16 protein-coding genes are annotated in these 19,946 nt (G+C 64.0%); 6 read left to right on the forward strand and 10 right to left on the reverse strand.

Annotated features, from left to right (window positions below):
* The first annotated feature begins 17 nt into the window (after positions 1–17).
* Together AWB95_RS06415 and AWB95_RS06420 are read left to right on the forward strand one after the other, a co-directional pair.
* Positions 18–2,330, forward strand: a complete 2,313-nt coding sequence (locus AWB95_RS06415) for an FdhF/YdeP family oxidoreductase (RefSeq protein ID WP_062539777.1) — start codon at positions 18–20, stop codon at positions 2,328–2,330.
* A 95-nt stretch (positions 2,331–2,425) separates the two neighbouring features.
* Positions 2,426–2,872: a PIN domain-containing protein gene (locus AWB95_RS06420; protein WP_232315660.1), complete on the forward strand. Its 447-nt coding sequence runs from the start codon at positions 2,426–2,428 to the stop codon at positions 2,870–2,872.
* Positions 2,873–2,927: 55 nt separating this feature from the next.
* Here the strand turns inward: AWB95_RS06420 and AWB95_RS06425 are convergent, their stop codons facing one another.
* From AWB95_RS06425 to AWB95_RS06445, 5 genes are all read right to left on the reverse strand, one after another.
* Positions 2,928–4,100, reverse strand: coding sequence for an ATP-binding protein (locus AWB95_RS06425; protein WP_062539776.1), 1,173 nt, complete (start codon positions 4,098–4,100; stop codon positions 2,928–2,930).
* Between the two features lie 196 nt (positions 4,101–4,296).
* Complete coding sequence (locus AWB95_RS06430; RefSeq protein ID WP_062539775.1) at positions 4,297–5,454, reverse strand: Zn-dependent alcohol dehydrogenase; 1,158 nt, start codon at positions 5,452–5,454, stop codon at positions 4,297–4,299.
* Positions 5,451–6,653 (reverse strand): cytochrome P450, encoded by a 1,203-nt coding sequence (locus tag AWB95_RS06435; RefSeq protein ID WP_062539774.1) that lies wholly within the window; start codon positions 6,651–6,653, stop codon positions 5,451–5,453. The genes AWB95_RS06430 and AWB95_RS06435 overlap by 4 nt, the downstream gene beginning before the upstream one ends.
* A gap of 147 nt (positions 6,654–6,800) precedes the next feature.
* Positions 6,801–7,421, reverse strand: coding sequence for a hypothetical protein (locus AWB95_RS06440; RefSeq protein ID WP_062539773.1), 621 nt, complete (start codon positions 7,419–7,421; stop codon positions 6,801–6,803).
* On the reverse strand, positions 7,418–8,179 hold the full coding sequence (locus AWB95_RS06445; protein WP_062539772.1) for a hypothetical protein: 762 nt from the start codon (positions 8,177–8,179) through the stop codon (positions 7,418–7,420). Before AWB95_RS06445 ends, AWB95_RS06440 begins: the two co-directional genes overlap by 4 nt.
* 133 nt (positions 8,180–8,312) lie before the next feature.
* Between AWB95_RS06445 and AWB95_RS06450 the strand changes: the two genes are divergently transcribed.
* The 3 genes from AWB95_RS06450 (at position 8,313) to AWB95_RS06460 (ending at position 11,636) form a co-directional block, all read left to right on the forward strand.
* Positions 8,313–9,446, forward strand: coding sequence for an acyl-CoA dehydrogenase family protein (locus AWB95_RS06450; protein ID WP_062539771.1), 1,134 nt, complete (start codon positions 8,313–8,315; stop codon positions 9,444–9,446).
* Positions 9,443–10,663, forward strand: a complete 1,221-nt coding sequence (locus tag AWB95_RS06455) for an acyl-CoA dehydrogenase family protein (RefSeq protein WP_180275984.1) — start codon at positions 9,443–9,445, stop codon at positions 10,661–10,663. Before AWB95_RS06450 ends, AWB95_RS06455 begins: the two co-directional genes overlap by 4 nt.
* A 148-nt stretch (positions 10,664–10,811) precedes the next feature.
* Entirely contained in the window at positions 10,812–11,636 is an 825-nt protein-coding gene (locus AWB95_RS06460; RefSeq protein WP_062539770.1) for a class I SAM-dependent methyltransferase, read from the forward strand.
* 52 nt (positions 11,637–11,688) lie between these two features.
* On the opposite strand, the gene AWB95_RS06465 is transcribed toward AWB95_RS06460, so the two are convergent.
* The 3 genes from AWB95_RS06465 to AWB95_RS06475 form a co-directional block, all read right to left on the reverse strand.
* Positions 11,689–12,882 carry an amidohydrolase family protein gene (locus AWB95_RS06465; RefSeq protein WP_062539769.1) on the reverse strand — a complete coding sequence of 398 codons (1,194 nt, stop codon included), beginning with the start codon at positions 12,880–12,882 and terminating at the stop codon, positions 11,689–11,691.
* A gap of 83 nt (positions 12,883–12,965) precedes the next feature.
* Positions 12,966–13,979, reverse strand: a complete 1,014-nt coding sequence (locus AWB95_RS06470; protein ID WP_062539768.1) for a hotdog fold thioesterase — start codon at positions 13,977–13,979, stop codon at positions 12,966–12,968.
* Positions 13,980–14,087: 108 nt separating this feature from the next.
* Positions 14,088–14,780, reverse strand: a complete 693-nt coding sequence (locus tag AWB95_RS06475; RefSeq protein WP_062539767.1) for a rhamnosyl O-methyltransferase — start codon at positions 14,778–14,780, stop codon at positions 14,088–14,090.
* A 201-nt stretch (positions 14,781–14,981) separates the two neighbouring features.
* Between AWB95_RS06475 and AWB95_RS06480 the strand changes: the two genes are divergently transcribed.
* On the forward strand, positions 14,982–16,460 hold the full coding sequence (locus AWB95_RS06480) for an MFS transporter (RefSeq protein ID WP_232315659.1): 1,479 nt from the start codon (positions 14,982–14,984) through the stop codon (positions 16,458–16,460).
* Positions 16,461–16,502: 42 nt separating this feature from the next.
* Here the strand turns inward: AWB95_RS06480 and AWB95_RS06485 are convergent, their stop codons facing one another.
* Together AWB95_RS06485 and AWB95_RS06490 are read right to left on the reverse strand one after the other, a co-directional pair.
* On the reverse strand, positions 16,503–16,826 hold the full coding sequence (locus AWB95_RS06485) for a hemophore-related protein (RefSeq protein ID WP_062539842.1): 324 nt from the start codon (positions 16,824–16,826) through the stop codon (positions 16,503–16,505).
* Positions 16,827–17,008: 182 nt separating this feature from the next.
* Positions 17,009–19,924: an MMPL/RND family transporter gene (locus tag AWB95_RS06490; RefSeq protein ID WP_062539765.1), complete on the reverse strand. Its 2,916-nt coding sequence runs from the start codon at positions 19,922–19,924 to the stop codon at positions 17,009–17,011.
* Positions 19,925–19,946 lie beyond the last annotated feature (22 nt).

Consider the following 19,946-nt stretch of genomic DNA (forward strand, 5'->3'; position numbering starts at 1 on the left):
GTACCTGCTCGTGCAAGATGGACGTTGTGAAGGATCGCGACGTCGACGTGGGCTACGACGAGCACGCGGTGGTGGCGACGCCGCCCAAGCGCGAGGCCGCCGGGGTGAAGGCGGTGCTGGTGTCGCTGCAGCGCGGGCTGGCCTCGATGGGCGCGGTGCGCACGGCGGCGGCGCTGGCGCGGGTGAATCAGCGACACGGGTTCGACTGCCCGGGCTGTGCCTGGCCGGAGGAGCATGGCGGCCGCAAGCTCGCCGAGTTCTGCGAGAACGGGGCCAAGGCGGTCGCGGAGGAGGCCACCAAGCGTGTCGTCACCGCCGACTTCTTCGCCCGGCATTCGATCGCAGACCTACAGGCACGCCCGGAGCACTGGCTCTCCCAGCAGGGCCGGCTCGCCCAGCCGATGGTGCTGCGCCCCGGCGACACCCACTACCGGCCCATTGACTGGGACGACGCCTACCGGCTGATCGCCGACGAACTGCACGCGCTGGACAGCCCTGACCAGGCGGTGTTCTACACGTCGGGGCGCACCAGCAACGAGGCGGCGTTTCTCTACCAGTTGATGGTGCGCAGCTTCGGCACCAACAACCTGCCCGACTGCTCGAACATGTGCCACGAGTCCTCCGGCGCGGCGCTCGTCGACGCGATCGGCGTCGGCAAGGGATCGGTGACCGTCGAGGACGTCACGCTGGCCGACCTGATCGTGATCGCCGGCCAGAACCCGGGCACCAACCACCCCCGGATGCTGTCGGTGCTGGAGAAGGCAAAAGCCAACGGCGCCAAGATCATTGCGGTCAACCCGCTGCCCGAGGCCGGGCTGATCCGGTTCAAGGACCCGCAGAAGCTGCACGGCATGATCGGGCACGGGGTACCGATCGCCGACGAGTTCGTCCAGATCCGTCTCGGCGGCGACATGGCGTTGTTCGCGGGGCTGGGGCGGCTGCTGCTCGAGGCTGACGACCGGGCACCGGGCAGCGTGGTGGACCGCGACTTCATCGCCGCCCATTGCTCGAATTTCGCCGAGTACGAGGCGCATACCCGCGCGGTCGACCTCGACACCGTGCTGGACGCCACTGGGATCTCGCGGGAACAGCTGCACCGCGTCGCAGACATGATGGCGCAGTCGCAGCGCACGGTTGCGTGCTGGGCGATGGGATTGACCCAGCATCGGCATGCCGTGCCGATGATCTCCGAAATCACCAATGTGCTGTTGATGCGAGGCATGATCGGCAAGCCGGGTGCCGGGCTGTGTCCGGTGCGTGGGCATTCCAACGTGCAGGGCGATCGGACGATGGGCATCTGGGAGAAGATGCCGGAGACGTTTCTGTCCGCGCTCGACGCACGATTCGGCATCGTCAGCCCGCGCAAGCACGGGTTGGACACCGTCGACGCCATCCGCGCCATGCGCGACGGCCGCGCCAAGGTCTTCATGGGCATGGGTGGCAACTTCGCATCCGCGACGCCGGATACCGCGGTCACCGAGGCCGCGCTGCGCCGCTGCTCTTTGACTGTGCAGGTGTCGACCAAGCTCAACCGCAGCCATGTGGTACACGGGTCGACGGCGCTGATCCTGCCGTCGCTGGGCCGCACCGACCGCGACCTCCAGGGAGGCGTCAAACAGCTGGTGTCGGTTGAGGATTCGATGTCGATGGTGCACCTGTCGCGGGGCAGCCTGCACCCGCCCAGCGACCAGGTGCGCAGCGAGGTCGCGATCGTCTGCCAGCTGGCGCGCACCCTGCTGGGCCCTGACCACCCGGTGCCGTGGGAGCGGTTCAACAACGACTACGACACCGTCCGTGACGCGATCGCCGCCGTCGTGCCCGGCTGCGAGGACTACAACACCAGAGTTCGTCAACCCGACGGTTTCCAGCTCCCGCATGCGCCGCGCGATGCCCGCGAATTCCCCACCAGCACAGGCAAAGCCAACTTCGCGGTCAACCCGCTGCAGTGGGTTCCGGTGCCGGACGGCCGCCTGGTGCTGCAAACCCTGCGCAGCCACGACCAGTACAACACCACGATCTACGGCCTCGACGACCGATACCGCGGCGTCAAGGGCGGCCGGCGGGTGGTGTTCGTCAACCCGGCCGACATCGCAAAGTTCGGTCTGAAAGCGGGTGACCGGGTCGATTTGGTATCGGAATTCACCGACGGCGACGGCGTGGTGCAGGAGCGGCGGGCCAAGGATTTCATGGTGGTGGAGTACTGCACCCCGGTCGGCAACGCCGCCGCCTACTATCCGGAGACCAATGCGCTGGTGGCGTTGGATCACGTTGCCGCCAAATCGAATACACCGGTGTCGAAGGCGATCGTGGTCAGACTAGAGCCGGCGTGACTGGGCTAGCCCCCGGTCGATGACGTTGGCGCTACGAGCGGAGGAAACGCCATGTCCAGCAACCGGTTCCATCCGAACAGCACACTATGACTCCGGTGGACACCGCCACCGGTATGGCCTTCGACGCGTTCCACGCGCGTTGGAGCGGGCTGCGCCGCCGCGGCAAGAATGCGCCATCCAGAGGTGCCGCGTCGTCTGCGCCAGCTGATCGAAGCCGGTGTGGTCGCCACAACTGCATCGCTGATGCCGAAGCGCTCTACAGTGCCCGCGGGCCGGCCGAATACGAACAGCTCTGGGCGGACCGCCGCGTCGCGTACGAGTATCTCCCGACCGACGACCAGTATTGGCAGACCGCACTCGGCGCACAGCGAGCCCTGGCACGAACCGGCCAACATCGAGCCGTCGGCATGGTCGAGCTGCTCACTGCCACCCTCGCCGCCGCGCACCAACCCGCCGTTGTCCACTACGACGCTGACTTCGACACGGCCGCAACGGTATTAAGGTTCCAGCACCGGTGGGTGCTGCCACGGCGGACCGTTTAGAGGCATCGCCTCGGAGCGGGCTTTTTCCGGATGGTGGCAATTATCTGCGACTCGATCACGGCTTCGGTTGCCGCTGAATGAAGTCCGCCATGCCGGGAACTGTGAAGGCGACGATGCCGTGCTCGGGGGCGAATATGAGGCCCTTGGATATTAGATTTGCGCGCACAGGGCCGAAACTGTTGACGCTGCGTCCCAGCCGTGCGGCCACGTCACCAGATAAGCTGCCTGCATCTCCGTCGGCAGCCATCGCGCGTAGGTAGCGCTGCTCGGATCGGGTTGCTCGGTCCCAGCGCGCACGGAAGAAGCCATCATCCAGAGCGGCTCGTCCTCGGGCCGCGCCGACGCGGGCGTCAGCAAGGGTAATCGCGGGGCCAGGTGCCTCGTTCCACGTGTCCTGGCCGAACTGCTGAAGGAAGTACGGGTAACCCGATGTTTCTTGAACTACGTAGGCGATTGCGCCTTCATTCCACCCGATGTCTTCAAGCATGGCCGGCTCGACGAGAGCCTTGCGCGCCAGGTCGCGGCTGAGGTGCTCGATTCGTTCGAAGGCGAATAATCGCTCCGCGTAGGACTTCGCCTCGGCCAGCACGCGCGGCAGACTCGGCAGGCCGGCCAGGGCAAAGAGGCACGCCCATCCGCGTTGTCCCGCTACGTGGGCCGCGGAACAAACCGCTGTCAGTTCGGCGGGCGTTAGGTCCTGCGCCTCATCAATGAGGATCGCCAGACCGACTTCTTCCTCCTCGGCTGCCTCAGATAAGTCCTGAACCAGCTTGTTCAGGTCGGTCTCAAGCATTCCGGTGTTTGCTCCGCCGCCCGTGGTTTCCGTGAGATCGAGGCCGAAATTCCAAGTGCCGGCAGTGTCATAAGAGGCCTTGAAGCTTACTGCCGTCTTGAATGCCTTCATTAGCCGCTTACCCGCTGATGGTCGCGCCAAGTCTGCCAGCGGTGCATGTAGCGCCTCCCCGAGCGCTTCGCGCAGCGACTTCCCCGCCCCAGCTTCAACCTGTGCGACGATCCAGTTTCGATCCCGGGCGGTGCTAAAGAACCGAGTGAGCAGGACTGTCTTACCTACGCCGCGCAACCCGTACAGCACCAGCGGTTGCGCGGTCCGGCCGGCCTCAATGCGATCCAGGGCGATCCGCCAACGATCGAGCTGACTGTCGCGTCCGACGAGCGCGGCCGGTGGTCGACCCGCTCCGGGTGCATACGGATTACGTACGGCGTCCACAGCGACTCCATCTGTAGCAATTTCTATCACCGTATAGCAATTTCCTATACTATCGCATAAAATGCTATAGATCCGCCTCTAGTTGGTTGGCGGCGTCCGCGGTGGGACTGAACAACGGAGGGTGGCCGGCGGTCGGAGCCCAATTAGGGCCTCGTTTAGCGGGGAGGCCTAGTGGAGAGCACGATCGGGTCCGTTCTCAGCCGATCCCGAAATCGATGACGCCGCGGATGATCTCGCCGCCCCGCAGGTCGGTGTAGGCGTCGTTGATGTCGTCGAGGCGGTAACGTTTGGTGATCATCTCGTCGAGCAGCAGCTGGCCGGTCTGGTACAGCCTGGCCAGCCGGACGACGTCGGCCCTCGGGTTGCAGGACCCGAACACCGTGCCAGCCAACGTCTTGTTCATCAGGATGAAGTCCTGCAGGTCGAACTTGATCGACCTCGTCAGTTGCGACGTCATACCAGTAAGCACACAGGTCCCGCCCTTGCGGGTGAGCTTCAACGCGTGGCGCACGTCGTCGGGCGTGATCAGCGACGGCGAGACCACCACCGCGTCGGCCATCACCCCAAAGGTCAAGTCGCGCACCAGATCCAGCGCCTCGATGGCGGTCGCCGCGCTGTGGGTGGCGCCGAACCGCAGCGCTGACTTCTGCTTGAATTCCACCGGGTCGACGGCGACGATCTGCGCGGCGCCGTTGATGCGGGCGCCCTGGATGGCGCCGGTGCCGATGCCGCCGGCCCCGACCACCACGACGGTGTCGCCGCCGCGGACCCCGCCGCGGTTGACCGCCGACCCGTAACCGGTGGGAATCGCGCATGCCAACAGCGCGGCGGACACAAGCGGCAGCTCGGGATCGATTTTGACCAGCGAATCCGCCGCAACCACGGTGTGTTCGGCGAACGCGCCGATCTTGGAGATATGCCCCAGCGACTTGCCGTCCGCGGTGTGGTGGCGAAATGTCCCGTCGGTCGGCATCCCAGGGGTCAGCGTGCCGATGCCGGCGTCGCACAGATATTCCATGCCCGTTGCGCACCAACGGCATTGCCCGCACACGGCGACGAACGAGGTCACCACATGATCGCCGGGCGCGAATTCGCTGACGCCTTTGCCGACTTCGCGGACGATGCCCGAACCCTCGTGGCCCCCGATCGTCGGGAACATGGTCGGCAGCCCGAGCGAGCGCAGCACCTCGTTGGGTGCGGACATGTCGCCCTTGAGGATGTGGTCGTCGGAGTGGCAGAGCCCGGCGGCGGCCATCTCGACGAGAACCTCGCCGGCGCGGGGCGGGTCGAGCTCGAATTCCTCGACAGACCACGGGCCTCCGACGTCGTGCAGGATCGCCGCGCGGCTTTTCATGACACCGGCGTGAACGTGACCGGCAGTTTGTTGGGGGAGCGGAACGTGAGGCCGACGATCCCGGTGTCGTCGTCGGGCGTCAGCTCCAGATTGGTGACCCGGTCGAACAAGCTGTTCAACATGATCCGGGTTTCCAGCCGGGCCAGGTGCATGCCGAGGCACATGTGGATTCCGCCGGCAAATGCCAGATGCGCCTGCCGGGGCCGGTGGATATCGAAGGTGTTGGGATCGGTCCAGCGGCTTTCGTCGCGGTTGGCCGACCCCATGCACAAATCGACCTGCGCACCGGAAGGGATTATCTGCCCGCCGATTTCGACGTCTTCGGTGGTGGTGCGCGGAACATTGGTCAGCGGCGTTTCGTACCGCAGTCCCTCTTCGATCGCCACAGGGATCAGGCTGCGGTCCCGGTACACCTCCGCCAACTGCTCCGGATGAGTGAGCAAGAGATACAGCAGATTGCCCGACGAGCGGTAGGTGGTCTCCAGGCCGGCGGGCAACAACAGCCGCAGGAACGAGATGATGGCCTCGTCGGCCAGTTTCTCGCCGTCGATTTCGGCGCTGACCAGGTCGCCGATGATGTCGTCGGTGAGTTTGCGCCGTCGTTGTTCGACCTGGTCGAGGAAGTAGTCGTAGAGGTCGATCGACGCCTTGAGCCCCGCCTCGATGTCAACGGGGATCGAGATGAGGTCGAACGACAACCGGCGGAACAAGTCGAGATCCTCGCGCGGCAGCCCGAGCAGCGTGGCCGCCACGCGGGTGGGGAATTCGAACGTCACGGCCTGGACCAAATCGGCTGCGCCGTCGTGCTTGATCTCGTCGACCAGCTGATCGCAGACCGGCCCGATCACCGCCGGTTCCCAGCGCTCCAGCGCGGTGGCGCGAAATGCCTTGGCCACCAGGTTGCGGTGATCGTGATGCTCTTTGCCGCCCATCGCCAGAATGGTGTGCCCGATGACCAGGCCGATGGTCTGGTCGTAGCCGTGCGAGCTGAACACCCGGTCGTCGCGGAAGGAGTGGAAGACGTCGTCGTAGCCGAACAACACCCATTCATCGCTGGGTTTGAGTTCGTCCGGTAGTTGCGACTGGTCGGTGAGCGAACCATGCCAGACCGGTTCGGTGCGCCGCTTGTATTCGAAGAACGGATACGGGCTGGTTTGCCCGGTGAAGTCGAGCGTGACGGTGCTGATTGCCATCAGCATCCTTCCTGAGCAGCCGGGGCCGGGAACTGAATATAGCAATCATAGTATAAATAGCAACGCAGCCCAACGACGGCTGTGCTGCCTGCAGCACAAGAAAGCCCCAGCCGCCGAAGTCCTTGCCGCGCCAGGGGATTCAGAGTTGGCTTATTAGACTGGTTCGAATTTCGTGATCAGCCACGTGTTGTCGACTTTGGTCATCGACACCAGCACGCTGCTGGCCGCCATGGCCGGGTCGGGCCGGTCCTTGCTGACCGTGCTCTGGTTGACGAAGACCAGCACGACCGCCGAGTTCGGGTGCATTTCCGTCACCGCGGCCTGTACCACCTGGGCGGTGGTGGTCACCGCCTTCTCCTTGGCCGCGGGAGTCACGATCTGCCGGGTGAACTCGTCGTAGTAGTTCAGGAAGTCGCCGGTGAGGTGTGACTTGGCGGCCGCGAAATCCTGGTCGAGCGTTTCGGGTTTGTAGGTCAGCAGCGCGACGGTGCCGTCCTTTGCGGCGTTGACCGCCGCCTGCGCGGCGGCGTGGTCGGTCTGCTGGTCGGGCCGGTACTGCTTGAAATACACCCATGCCGCCAACCCGGCGGAGGCCAGCAGTAACAGCACCAACACGACCGGAACGACCTTGAGCCGCAGCGTGATCTTCCCGCGAGTGGTCTTCGGCGGTGCTTGCTCCACGTCGGTGGCTTTGTCGATCTCCACGCCTTCGGTGGCCTCGACGTCACGCGTCTCGTCGGCGTTTTCCGTCTCCGCCTTGTCGTCCACGTTCACAACACGAACTCGACTTTCGACATCTTGATCTGATCGCCGTCCCGGGACACGGTGACGCGTAACCGGAACGACCGCGGTTCTTCTTTGGCGCCAGCGGCATTGGTGACGCGTTCGTTGGCCAGCACCAGGACGACGGCGGAATCCTTGCCCGTCGATTCGATCCCGGTTGTCTTCGCCGAACCTTCGGTGACGACCTTGGACTGCTCGACGACCGAGGTGAAATCGGCTGCGCGCTTTTGAAAGTCGTCGCGGAATTCGCCGGTGGAGCTGTCGATGACCCGCTGGACGTCCTCCTTGGCCTTGTGGAAGTCGAGCGACATCATGTTGACCACGCCCTGCCGGGCCGCCGCCACAAACGCCGCATCGCGCTGCCGTTGCTGATCAACGGTGTGGTGGTGCCACAGCATGTATCCGCTGGCGCCGAGCAGAGCGCAGATCGCGAGGATCGCTGCGACAGCCAGCGTCCTGGCTGCGATGCGCGCCCACCGTCGGGGCGGCGCTGTGGCGGTGGGCGACTCGGCTGGTTCGGTCGGCTCAGGGCTAACCTCGTCGGTCTCGGTGGTCTCGTTCTCGGTGTCCTCGGCTGGTGCTTTGGCTTCAGCTTCGGCCTCTCGGCGCAGTCGAATGGCCCGCGCCCGGGCGCGGGCCGCGGCGGCCAGCGCTTCGGCCTCGGCGGCTTCGGCCTCGGCCTGCTCGGCCAGCGCGAGGGCGTCCTCTTTCGTCTTGGCGTCGTCGGGCCGGTCTGCGGTGTCAGCCACGGCCGGCCCACCTTGTCAACGTCATTATCGACTGAACTCCGGTATCTCTTACGGTATTGCTCATTGCTACCATCGGGGGACCAGCGAACCCCCGACTGGGACCGATCGGCGAAGGAAGGCCGTAGCCAGGACCATGACTGCCGTCGACTCCCCCGAAAAGATACTCTTTGCCTCCACCACCCAAGCATTTCTCCAAAAAGAGGTGCCGCTGAGCCGGGTGCGTGAGCTGCATGCCGCGGGTATCTCGTTCGACCGAGACTGGTGGCGGCGCGCCGCCGAGCTGGGCTGGACGGGCCTGCTGGTTCCCGAGGAACTGGGCGGGGGCAGCGTCTCCGGCGACGGCGTCGCGGATCTGGCCATGGTCGCCGAGCTGCTCGGCAAGACCGTCGCTCCGGGCCCTCTCTATCCGGTCAGCGTCGTGCTGGCCGGGCTGGTGGATTGCGCCGAGCCGGAAACCCATGCGGCGACGATCGAATCGCTGATTGCCGGACAGACTGTGGCGTCCTGGGCCGTCTATGAGCCGGGTCAGGGCTGGGCGCCGCACCAGCCGTCGGTGACCGCCACCGCGACCGGCTGGGGTTACCGCATCGACGGTGTCAAGGACCGCGTGGAGGCGGGCGCCCAGAGCGACCTGTTGTTGGTGGTGGCGCGCGGCGACGACGGTGTACGTCAGTTCCTGGTGCCGACCGATGCGCCCGGGGTGAGCGTCGAGCCGCAGCAGTCGATCGATTTGGTCAAGCAGTACGCCCGGGTGCGATTCGACGGGGTGCAGGTTGAGGCCGCGGTCGGCAGCGCTGCCGAGACCGCCGCGCTGATCGAGCGGCAAAGCCAGATCGCGCAGGTGCTGCAGTGCGCCGAAGTGGTGGGGATCCTGCAGACGGTGTTCGACTTCACCGTGCAGTGGGCGCTGGACCGGCACACCTTCGGCCGTCCGCTGGCGTCGTATCAAGCGCTCAAACATCGCTTCGCCGATATGAAGATGTGGTTGGAGGCGTGCCGGGCGACGACGGGTGCGGCGGTCGCCGACATCGCAGCTCGCTCACCCGAAGCCGGGTTGTCGGCCAGCATCGCCAAGTCCTACGTGGGGGAGATGTCGCCACAGATTGTGCAGGGTTGTGTGCAGATGCACGGCGGGATCGGCGTGACCTGGGAGCACGACCTGCACCTGTATCTGCGTCGAGTTGCGTTGTACCGCTCCATGTTCGGCACACCCGAAGAGCACAACCTGGCGGTGTACGCCTGGAAGGAAGCCGCGAGGTCGGCGTGATGGCCGAGTCCGTCGAGCAGTTCCGCGCCCGGGCCCGGGTTTGGCTGGCCGAGAACATGCCGCGCATCGACCCGGCCGCCCCGCCGGCCGCGCATCGCGACGACGAGCGCTCGTGGCAGCGAGCCCGGGAACTGCAAAAGCGGCTCTACGACGGCGGTTTCGCCGGTATCTGCTTTCCCCGCGAATACGGTGGGCTGGGTCTGGATTACGAGTATCAGAAGGCGTTCGACGAGGAAAGCGCTAATTACGAGATGCCGCTGATCCTCAACACGCCGACGTTCACGATCTGTTGCGCGACGCTGCTCGACACCGGCAGCGAGGAGCAGAAGAAGCAACACATCGCGGCGGCGCTGCGCGGCGACGAGGTGCTGGTGCAGCTGTTGAGTGAACCCAGCGGGGGATCGGACTTGGCCGGTGTGCTCACCCGCGCCGACCGCAAGGGCGATCGCTGGGTGATCAACGGCGCAAAGACGTGGAGCACCAGTGCCTTTGCCGCCGACTACGGGTTGTGTCTGGCCCGCACTGACTGGGATGTGCCCAAGCACGACGGGCTGACGATGTTCTTGGTCCCGATCGTTCATCCCGGAATCACGTTGCGGCGCATCACTCAACTCAACGGCTCGACGGAGTTCTGCGAAGAGTTCCTCGACAACGTGGACGTCGGCGACGACGCGGTGGTCGGCGAGGTCAACAAGGGGTGGGCGGTGGCGTCGCGCCAGCTCTACCATGAGCGCCGCGCGGTGGGGCAGAGCTCCGAATTCGCCAGCGGCACAGGCAGTGAGGGGGGCCGCTCGACGCCGGTGGACTATGTCGCGCTGGTCGAGAAGACCGGGCAGGCCGACAACGAGAGGGTGCGGGAGATGGCCGGCCGGGTGCTGGTGCACCGCGCGGTCAGCGACCAGCTGTCCGACCACGTCTACCGCAGTGTGCGTGACGGCGCCCTTCCGCCGGCGGGCGGCACGCTGATTCGGCTTTTCCACGCCGAAACCGTGACGTTGGATATGGACACCGGCTTGGCGATCACCGGATCGACCGGGGTGGTCGGCGAGCCGGGGGAGGGCCTGGAGACCGGGTTGCGCTATCTGGCACGGCAGACGGTCTGCCTGGGCGGCGGCACAACGGAGATGGCGCGCAACGTGATTGGCGAGCGGGTGCTGAACTTCCCGCGCGAGTACGCCGCCGAACGCGGCGTGCCGTTCAAAGACGTCCACCGCTGAGCAGACGCACAGCCCCAATTTCGTGAACTGGCGATTTTGCGCTGCTGGTGCAGGTAGCTAGCCGCTTTTGCGGTGGAATTCACCCGCAACCTTAGCGCGCTGGCCAAAACTGTTTTGCGGTGACCCGCGGCAGGTAGGGTCAGCGTCGATGAGCCTCGCCAAGCTAACCCCTAGCCTGACCGGTGTTTCCGAGACCGCGCTTCTGACGCTGCATGCGCGCGCCGGGGAGGCTCGCCGCGCCGACGCCGTCATCGACGACCCACTCGCCATCTCGCTGGCAGACTCGATCGACTTCGATTTCGCAAAGTTCGGCCGGCCCCACCAGGGCATGGCGCTGCGCGCATTGGCCTTCGACATCCACACCCGCAGCTACCTCGAGCAGCATCCTTCGGCCACGGTGGTGGCGCTGGCCGAGGGCTTGCAAACCAGTTTCTGGCGTTTAGACACCGCCGTCCCCGATGGGCAATTCCGTTGGCTGACAGTCGATTTGCCACCGGTGGTCGACCTTCGCGCGCGGCTGCTGCCGCAATCATCTCGGATATCGGTGTGCGCCCAGTCGGCGTTGGACTACAGCTGGGCAGACCGCGTCGACGCGTCCAGCGGAGTGTTCATCACCGCCGAGGGCCTGCTGATGTACCTGCAACCCGATGACGCGCTGGCACTGATCGGGGAGTGCGCCAAGAGGTTTCCCGGCGGCCAGATGATGTTCGACCTGACTCCGGCGGCGTTCTCATGGTTTAGCCGGCGCGGGCATTGGAGCTCGTTGCGCTACAAGATGCCGCCGATGCCGTTCAGCATGTCGGTCAGAGAGGCCGCGGACCTGGTCAACACGGTGCCGGGAGTCCGTGCGGTGCGCGATGTGCATTCGCCGCCGGGCCGCGGGCGCGTGTTCAACTCACTGGCGTCAATGTCATATCGGATTCGTGCCCTGGCCGCACTGCGTCCAACGCTGACGTTACTGGAGTTCGGCTAAGCGTCATGCCGGTTGAAGCGTCGTTTGACGGGCTCCGCCGGTACGGCAATCCTTAGGCGCTGACTGGTTTGGCGACCTTCATCAACTCCATCATGTTGCCGCCCATGATCTTTTCCACGTCGTCCTGATCGAGGTCGGTGAGCTCGTCGACGAAGGTGAGCGGGTCGGCCAGGCCTTCGGGGTGCGGCCAGTCCGAACCGAACACCACCCGATCGGAGCCCACCATGTTGACGATCTCGGCGAACCGGTCCTCCCAGAACGGGCTGATGTAGATGCACCGCTTGAACGCCTCGATGGGATCCTCGCTGAACGCGTTGGGCATCTTCTTGTAGACACCCTTGAGTGCCTTGAACAGGTGCGGCACCCACTCGGCGCCGTTCTCGATGGACAGGATCCGCAGCTCCGGATTGCGGGACAGCGCGCCGTGACAGATCAACGCGCCCAGCGCGTCCTCGATGGGGCGGTGGCCGATCACCAGCATCCGGAACGCGGTCGGCCTGAACGGCAGGAACTCGTCGCCGGGTTCCCATGCGTTGGCGAATTCGGCGTACCCGCTGTCGGATGCGTGCATCGACACAGGGATGCCGGCCTTGATGCAGGCCTGCCAGAACGGATCGAACTCCTCCAATCCGAACGAGCGGGTGCCCTTGTAGCCTGGCACCGGCGCGGGACGGACCAGCACCGTGCGCGCGCCGCGCTCCAGACACCACTCGAGTTCTTCCAGGGCCCGCTCGACGATGGGCAGTGTGATCACCGGGGTGGCGAAGATGCGGTCCTTGTAGTTGAACGACCACGTCTCGTACATCCATTGGTTGAGCGCGTGGATGACGTCGTGGGTCATCTCCGGGTCGTCCTTCATGCGTTCTTCGACCAGGCTGGCCAGCGTCGGGAACATCAGCGCGTAGTCGACGCCGAGTTCGTCCATGACCTCCAGCCGCGGACCGGGCTCGCGGAAGGCGGGAATCGCCTTCATCGGCTCGCCCATGATCTCGCGGAAGCTCTTGCCGCCGCTCCCGTGCCGGAAGTACTCCTCCTGGGCGCCGGGACGGGCCACCACTTCGAAGGTGGGGTTGGGGATGTAGTCGCTGATGTGGCCGCGGACCACGATCTTGGTGCGACCGCGGACCTGCACGTAGTCGATGACGTGCTTGCGGTTGTCCGGCAAGAACTTGGTCAGCGCCTCCTGCGGCTCGTACATGTGGTTGTCAGCGTCGAACACCGGAAAGGACAGTTCGCGAGACGGCATGGCGACTCCTTGCAGTGGTGGTCCAGGGTAGTGGTAATGACATTACCACCGTGATCCGTAATGCGTAATAGGCGGCGGCGCATTTAGGACTGCGCGGCTTCTCGGCGGTTGACGACCGCGAAATTCACTGTGGCGGTGGCGGCGAGTTCGTCGTCGCCGTTGCCGAAAATGTCCACCTGGGTGACGATGGCGCGCCGGCTGGCCCGCAGCACCCGGGCCACCGCCCGGGCCGAGCCGGCGGTGATCGGCCGCAGGTAGCGGATGAACAGGTCGGCGGTGGTCAGCCCCGCGCCGGCGGGCAGGTAATTCAGCCCAAGCTGTCCGCCGGCGACGTCGGCGAGGGTGGCCAGCAGGCCGCCCTGCACGGCACCGGAGGTGTTGACCACCTGCGGGCTGACCGGCAATTCCATCGCGTAGCCGTCGTCGGCGGCGGCATCCCGCAACCCGATCTGGTCGAACAATTCGCCGAGCGTCGGTGCCGCCACCTCGCGCTCGTCGTCGGCGCCGAGCGCCCGGATGCAGAACTCGTACAACTGTGCCGCGTCGATCGGCGCGCCACTCAATTCCGCGCCCAGCCAGTGCAATCGCTGGGCGCCCAACACGGTCTGCATCACGATCGCGGCCGCGGCACCGACATCGATGCCCGGCCGGAAAATCCCTTCGGTGATGCCGCGCTGCACAATGTCGCGGATCAGCTGGTGCAACGGCGAGAGCACCCGGGCGTAGTCACGGGGGCGGGTTTCGGCTAGATGCTGGTTGTACAGGCTCAGCGCCCGGTTGAGGCTGTCTTGCTTGCTTGATTCCGGCTGGGCGCTGATCCGGTCGATCACCAGTTTCATGGCCGCGGTGCTATCAAGCCCGGTGGTTTCGGCGCGCCAGGACTGCGCCGAGTGGGCCATGGTCCGGTCGAACAGGGCGAGCAGCAGTTCGTCCTTGCTGGCGAAATGCTGGTAGAACGCCCGCAGTGACGTCTTGGAGCGGGCCACCACTTCTTGGACGGTGAAATCGGTGCGCCCGGTTTCGCCGAGGATCTCCACCGCGGTCTTGATGAAGCGCTCGCCGCGCGTTACTTCGACTTCGTCGTCCGTGCCGGCCATCGCGCTCTCCTATTCTGCCGCGCAACAAAGGCGCTTCGAGAATGAGATTACCGCAGCTGACGACGGCCCGGCAGGCGTCGGCCGTCGCGGGCATCGTCGCGGACGCCGTTAGTTACGGATCAGAAATCCTCGCGGTGCGAACGTCCAGCCGAATTTGTCTTCTCGCGCCGCGTCGTGCGCGTAGTCCTGTGGAAACTCACGCTCGTACGCCTCGATGGCTTCGTATGGCCCTTGTCCCCATCCGGGGAGGACCGGGTGACCGTTGATGTTGGAGTCCTCGACGACCAAGTAGTCGCCGGTGCCAAGCAGCGGACGAAGTAGTTTCATCTCCGACAGCACGTTCTTCATGGAATGGTCGCTGTCCAGGATCGCGAAGGTCTTGCCGGGCAATTCGGCTTTGAGGCACTGGATCTGCTCGGCAACCGTCGGTGCCGTCGATGGTGATTTGACGAATACGACGTCGGGATCGCGCCGAGCCGCGGGATCGACATGCTTATCGGTGACATCCACCGTGAGCACCTTGAACGGTTGACCGATTTGCCTCATGACGCTGGCGAAAAACAGCGCCGAACCGCCGAAAGCGGTACCGAATTCGACAACCACCGAAGGCTTTAGATCGGACAGGATCTCCTGGTAGTTCCACATGTCGCTGACCGACTTCAGGCAAGCGACGCCCATCCATTTCGTTTTCAAGTGCACCGCAGTCCCGTAGTACCACTTGTGATACTCCGCAGCCACCTCGTCGGTAGGGCGATAGATCACCGCCGCCATCTGGCTAATCAGCTGGCTGGCCAGTCCCATACACGTTGACGTTACACAGCCTGCAGGAGTCGGATCGGTGATCCGGCAGAAGTTCTGGTAGACGAATGGGCCGCGACCCGTTCGTATTTCGTCCGCACCTATGACGAGGTTCGAGTAGGGTAGCCGGCTATGGCGGCTCGCGACGACGCAGAGCAAGTAGCACCTCACGGCGCGACGGAATGCACGGAACGAGAAACCCCGATGCAGATCGAAGCGCCGACTCGGCTGCTGTCGCGACGATTCGTCGACGTGGTCATCGCCATCGGCGGCATGCAGCTGATGGTGACCATGGACGGCTCGATTGCGGTTATCGCGCTTCCTAAAATCCAGCACGAGCTCGGTCTGTCCGATGCCGGGCGGAGCTGGGTGATTACCGCCTATGTGCTGACCTTCGGCGGCCTGATGCTGCTCGGCGGTCGCCTCGGCGACACCATCGGACGCAAGCGCACCTTCATCGTCGGCGTCGCCGTGTTCACGGTCGCCTCGGCGCTGTGCGGCATCGCGTGGGACGAGGCCAGCCTCGTCTTGGCCCGGTTGCTGCAAGGTGTGGCCGCGGGGATCTGCGCGCCTATTTGTTTGGCGCTGGTCGCCACCATGTTCCCGAAGGGCCCGGTGCGCAACGCCGCTACGGCGGTATTCGGCGCGACGGCCGGTTTCGGTTTGGTGGGAGGTTTGGTGGTGGGTGGAGCGCTCACCGAGTTGTCCTGGCGGCTGGCGTTTTTGATGAACCTGCCGATAGGGCTGCTGGTAATCTACCGCGCCCGCGCAACGCTGGAGGAAACCCAGAGCACACGGATGAAGCTCGACGTCAGTGGGGCGGTACTGGCCACGTTGGTCTGTGGCGCTGCGGTTTTCGGCTTTTCGGTAGGGCCGGAGAAGGGATGGCTGTCGCCAATGACGATCGGTTCCGGTGTGGTGGCGCTGGGCGCATTCACGGCATTCGTCGTAGTGGAGCGCACGGCCGAGAACCCGATCGTCCCGTTCAGCCTGTTCTTCGATCGCAACCGGCTAGCCACGTTCGCAGCCATCTTCCTGGCCGGCGGGGTGCTGTTCACCGTGACCGTGCTGGTTGCGGTGTACGTGCAAGAGATCATGGGCTACAGCGCGCTGCGCGCGGGGTTCGCATTCATCCCATTCGCCGTTGCGGTGAGCGCCGGAGCGGGCATGTCGTCGCGGCTGGTGTCGTGGTTCCCGCCCCGGATGGTGGTGATAGCCGGCAGCATCGTGGTGCTTGTCGCCATGTTGTACGGCTCGACGCTCAACCGCGGCGTCCCGTACTTCCCGAACCTGGTGGTGCCCCTCGCCGTCGGCGCCTTCGGCATCGGGATGATCGATGTCCCCCTTGCGTTGTCGGTGATTGCCAGCGTCGGCGTCGACCGGATCGGGCCCACGTCCGCGATCTCGCTGACGCTGCGGTCCCTCGGCGGACCGGTGGTGCTGGCCGTCGTCCAGGCCGCCATCACATTGCGCACACTGCACCTCGGCGGCATCAACCGGCCGGTGAAAGACATGAACACCGCCCAGTTGAATGCCCTGGACCACGGCTTCACCTATGGGCTGCTGTGGTTGGCCGGCGCGGCCGTCCTCGTCAGCGGGGTGGCGCTGCTCATCGGCTATACCGCGCAGCAAATTGCCCACGCGCAGGAAGTCAAGAAAGCGATCGACGCCGGCGAAATGTAGCGCGACGGCGCCTACTGCTTCCTCAAGATATGTGGCGGTGACTCAGTAGTTGTTGCAGGTGGCAGCAATCTGCTGGATAACGCCAAAGTACGGCGAGCCCTGAATCTGCTGGGCCATCACCGCACGCCGACTCGGCGGCGCGGCGAGGAACTGACGCAACGCGGACTGCGCCGGCGGCGATGCGTTGAATTGCGCTGCAGCTTCCGGGTTCTCCGCGTTCAACGCCGCCACCGCCTGCGGGTACGTGCAGGTTGTGTTGACGATCGGGTCCAGAGCGGGGTCTGCGGACGCGATTCCGGCTCCGGCGGTCAACGACAATCCCAAACCGGCAATCGCAATCGCCAGTCTGGTCAACGACAGTTTCATCATGGATAGACTCCTCCCACTGATGGCACCGACTCTAACCGCTCGACGCCAACCTTGCCCGGGATTTTCGTAACCGGCCATCTGCCAATCACTTTGACACGACGGAGTGGCGTTAAACCAGCTGGCGCAAAGTGTTTGCAAACTGTTTCGAATAGGTCAGCCGCGCCGATCCATGGCTAGCTTCAACCCCGGGGGACCGGTCTCGGGATTGGGGCTGTGATCGCGTCATCGTCCTCATCCGTCAGCAGCAAGGATCGAACCAACGGACGCGGCCCGTACGGCCGGAGCAGGGCACTGGCCGGCCGTGGGCGCACTATCTGCGGCCACCAGAACCAACGCCCGAGCAGCGCGGCAATGGACGGCGTCATGAACGAGCGCACGACCAACGTGTCGAACAACAGACCCAGACCGATGGTCGTACCCACTTGAGCGATAATGGTCAGGTCACTGACCGCCATGGACATCATCGTGAACGCGAACACCAGGCCGGCGTTCGTCACGACCTTCCCCGTACCGCCCATTGCGCGGATGATGCCCGTGTTTATCCCAGCGGCGATTTCCTCTTTCATCCGTGATACCAGCAGCAGGTTGTAGTCAGACCCCACCGCCAACAGGATGATCACCGACATCGGGAGCACCATCCAGTGCAATTTCATACCGAGGATGTACTGCCAAATCAGCACCGAGAGCCCGAACGACGCGCCCAACGAAAGTGCCACCGTGCCCACAATGGCGAGCGCGGCGATAAAGCTCCGCGTGATGATGAGCATGATGATGAAAATAAGGCAGAGCGAGCCAACTCCCGCGATCAAGAGATCATATTTGGAGCCGTCGCCCCAGTCCTTGTAGGTCGCCGCCGTGCCGGCAAGGTAGATCTTGGCGTTGGACAAAGGCGTCCCTTTGAGCGCCTCCTCGGCGGCCGTCTTTACTTTGTTGATACGCGCGGTGCCCTCGACCGACGCGGGATCGCCACGCTGCGAAATTATGAACCGCGCAGCCCTACCGTCCGGGGACAGGAAGGAACTCATCGCCCGCTTGAAGTCCTTGTTTTCGAAAACTTCCGGGGGTAGGTAGAAGGAATCGTCGTTCTTGGCGGCGTCGAACGCCTGGCCCAATGCCATGGCGTTATCGCTCATTTCGTCCATCTCATTGAAGATCCCGGACATGGTGCTATGCATCGTCAGCATCATGGTCCGCATGCTCTGCATGGTTGCGATCATGGCCGGGAAATTCTCGATCATCTGAGGCATCAGCACATCGATTTGATCGAGGTCTTTGATGAGGTCACCCATTTTATCGGTCAGCTCGTCAACGCCGTCGATTCCGTCGAAAATGGATCTCAGCGACCAGCAGATCGGGATGTCATAGCAATGCTTTTCCCAATAGAAGTAGCTGCGGATCGGCCGGTAGAAATCTTCGAAATCCGCGACGTGATCCCGCAACTCATCGGTGATGAGCTTCATTTCTTTTGTTTGGGTAATTGTGGAATGCGTGATGCTATACATATTTTGCATCAGGCCGTACATGTGCTGCATGATGCCGATCATTTTCGCCATGTCGTCTGCCTGCTTGAGCATGTCGCCTGTGCGCGCCTTCACATATTGCATAACCTCTAGTTGCGTCGCATTTTGCAGGCTGATCAGAAACGGTATCGACGTGTGGCCAATCGGTGTTCCCTCGGGCCGCGTTATGCCCTGCACCCGGGAGATTCCTGGCACCCGAAATACGCCCTTGGCCAGTTTGTTCAGTACCAGAAAGTCTGCCGGGTTACGCATATCGTGATCGGACTCGATCATCAGAATATCCGGCATCATTCGCGATTGAGAGAAATGACGGTCAGCCGCCGCGTATCCCATATTGGCCGGGAGGTCTTGAGGGATATAGAGCCGGTCGTTGTAGCTCGTCTTGTAGCCCGGCAGAGTCACCAGACCAACCAGCGCAATCGCGCAAGTGGCCGTCAGAATGGGCACAGGCCAGCGGACGATCGCCGTGCCCACCCGGCGCCAGCGACGGACCCCGATCATGCGCTTGGGGTCGAACAAACCAAACTGGCTGCCGAGGCCGATGACTGCCGGAACCAGTGTGAGCGCAACCGCGACGGCAACGAACATCCCGATAGCGCAGGGGACGCCCATGGTCTGGAAGTAGGGCATCCGGGTAAAGCTCAGACAGAACAGTGCCCCCGCGATGGTCAGCCCGGAGGCCAAGACCACCTTGGCGACACTGCGATATGTGGTGTAGTAGGCGGTTTCCGGATCCTCGCCAGCCTGCCGCGCCTCTTGATATCGACCGAAGAAGAAGATCGCGTAATCGGTTCCGGCCGCGATGCCGAGGGACACCAGCAGGTTAATCGCGAACGTCGACAGGACGAGAATATTGTTATGGCCGAGAAACGCCACGATTCCCCGGGCCGCACCTAATTCGATCCCGACGGTGACCAATAGCAGGACCACGGTGATGACCGAACGGTAGACCAGGAGCAGCATTGTGAAGATCATCGCGACGGTTACCGCGGTAATCTTCAGGATGGATTTGTTGCCGCTGTGCTGCATATCGGTAATTAGCGGCGCAGCGCCGGTGACATAGGCTTTCACCTCGGGAGGCGGCGGGGTGTGTCGGACCAGATCCCGTACGGCCGCGACGGATTCTTCTCCCAGGGGCGTGCCCTGGTTTCCGGCCAGGTTCAATTGCACATAGGCGGCCTTGCCATCTGGACTCTGGGCGCCAGCCTCCGTGAGACGATCTCCCCACAAATCCTGTACATGCTGAACATGCTTCGTGTCGTCGCGTAACTTGCGAACCAACTCGGCGTAATACTTGTGAGCGTCTTCGCCGAGCGGCTGCTGCCCCTCCAGGACGATCATCGCGAAACTGTCCGAATCGGACTCCTGGAAGTCCTTACCCATGCGCACCATGGCCTGCACGGACGGCGCGTCCGGCGGACTCATCGAGACGGAATGCTGTTGCCCGACCCGCTCGAGCGACGGAACCGCAAAAGTCACAAGCAGTGTCAGTGCTACCCAACCCAGGATGACCAACACCGAAAACCGGTGGATTGTCCGGGCTATCACGGGTGGCCGGGCGTGTTCGGTGCTCATGCGGTGTTCACCAAGCACCCGC

This window comes from Mycobacterium celatum, assembly GCF_002101595.1.
Lineage (GTDB): Bacteria > Actinomycetota > Actinomycetes > Mycobacteriales > Mycobacteriaceae > Mycobacterium > Mycobacterium celatum.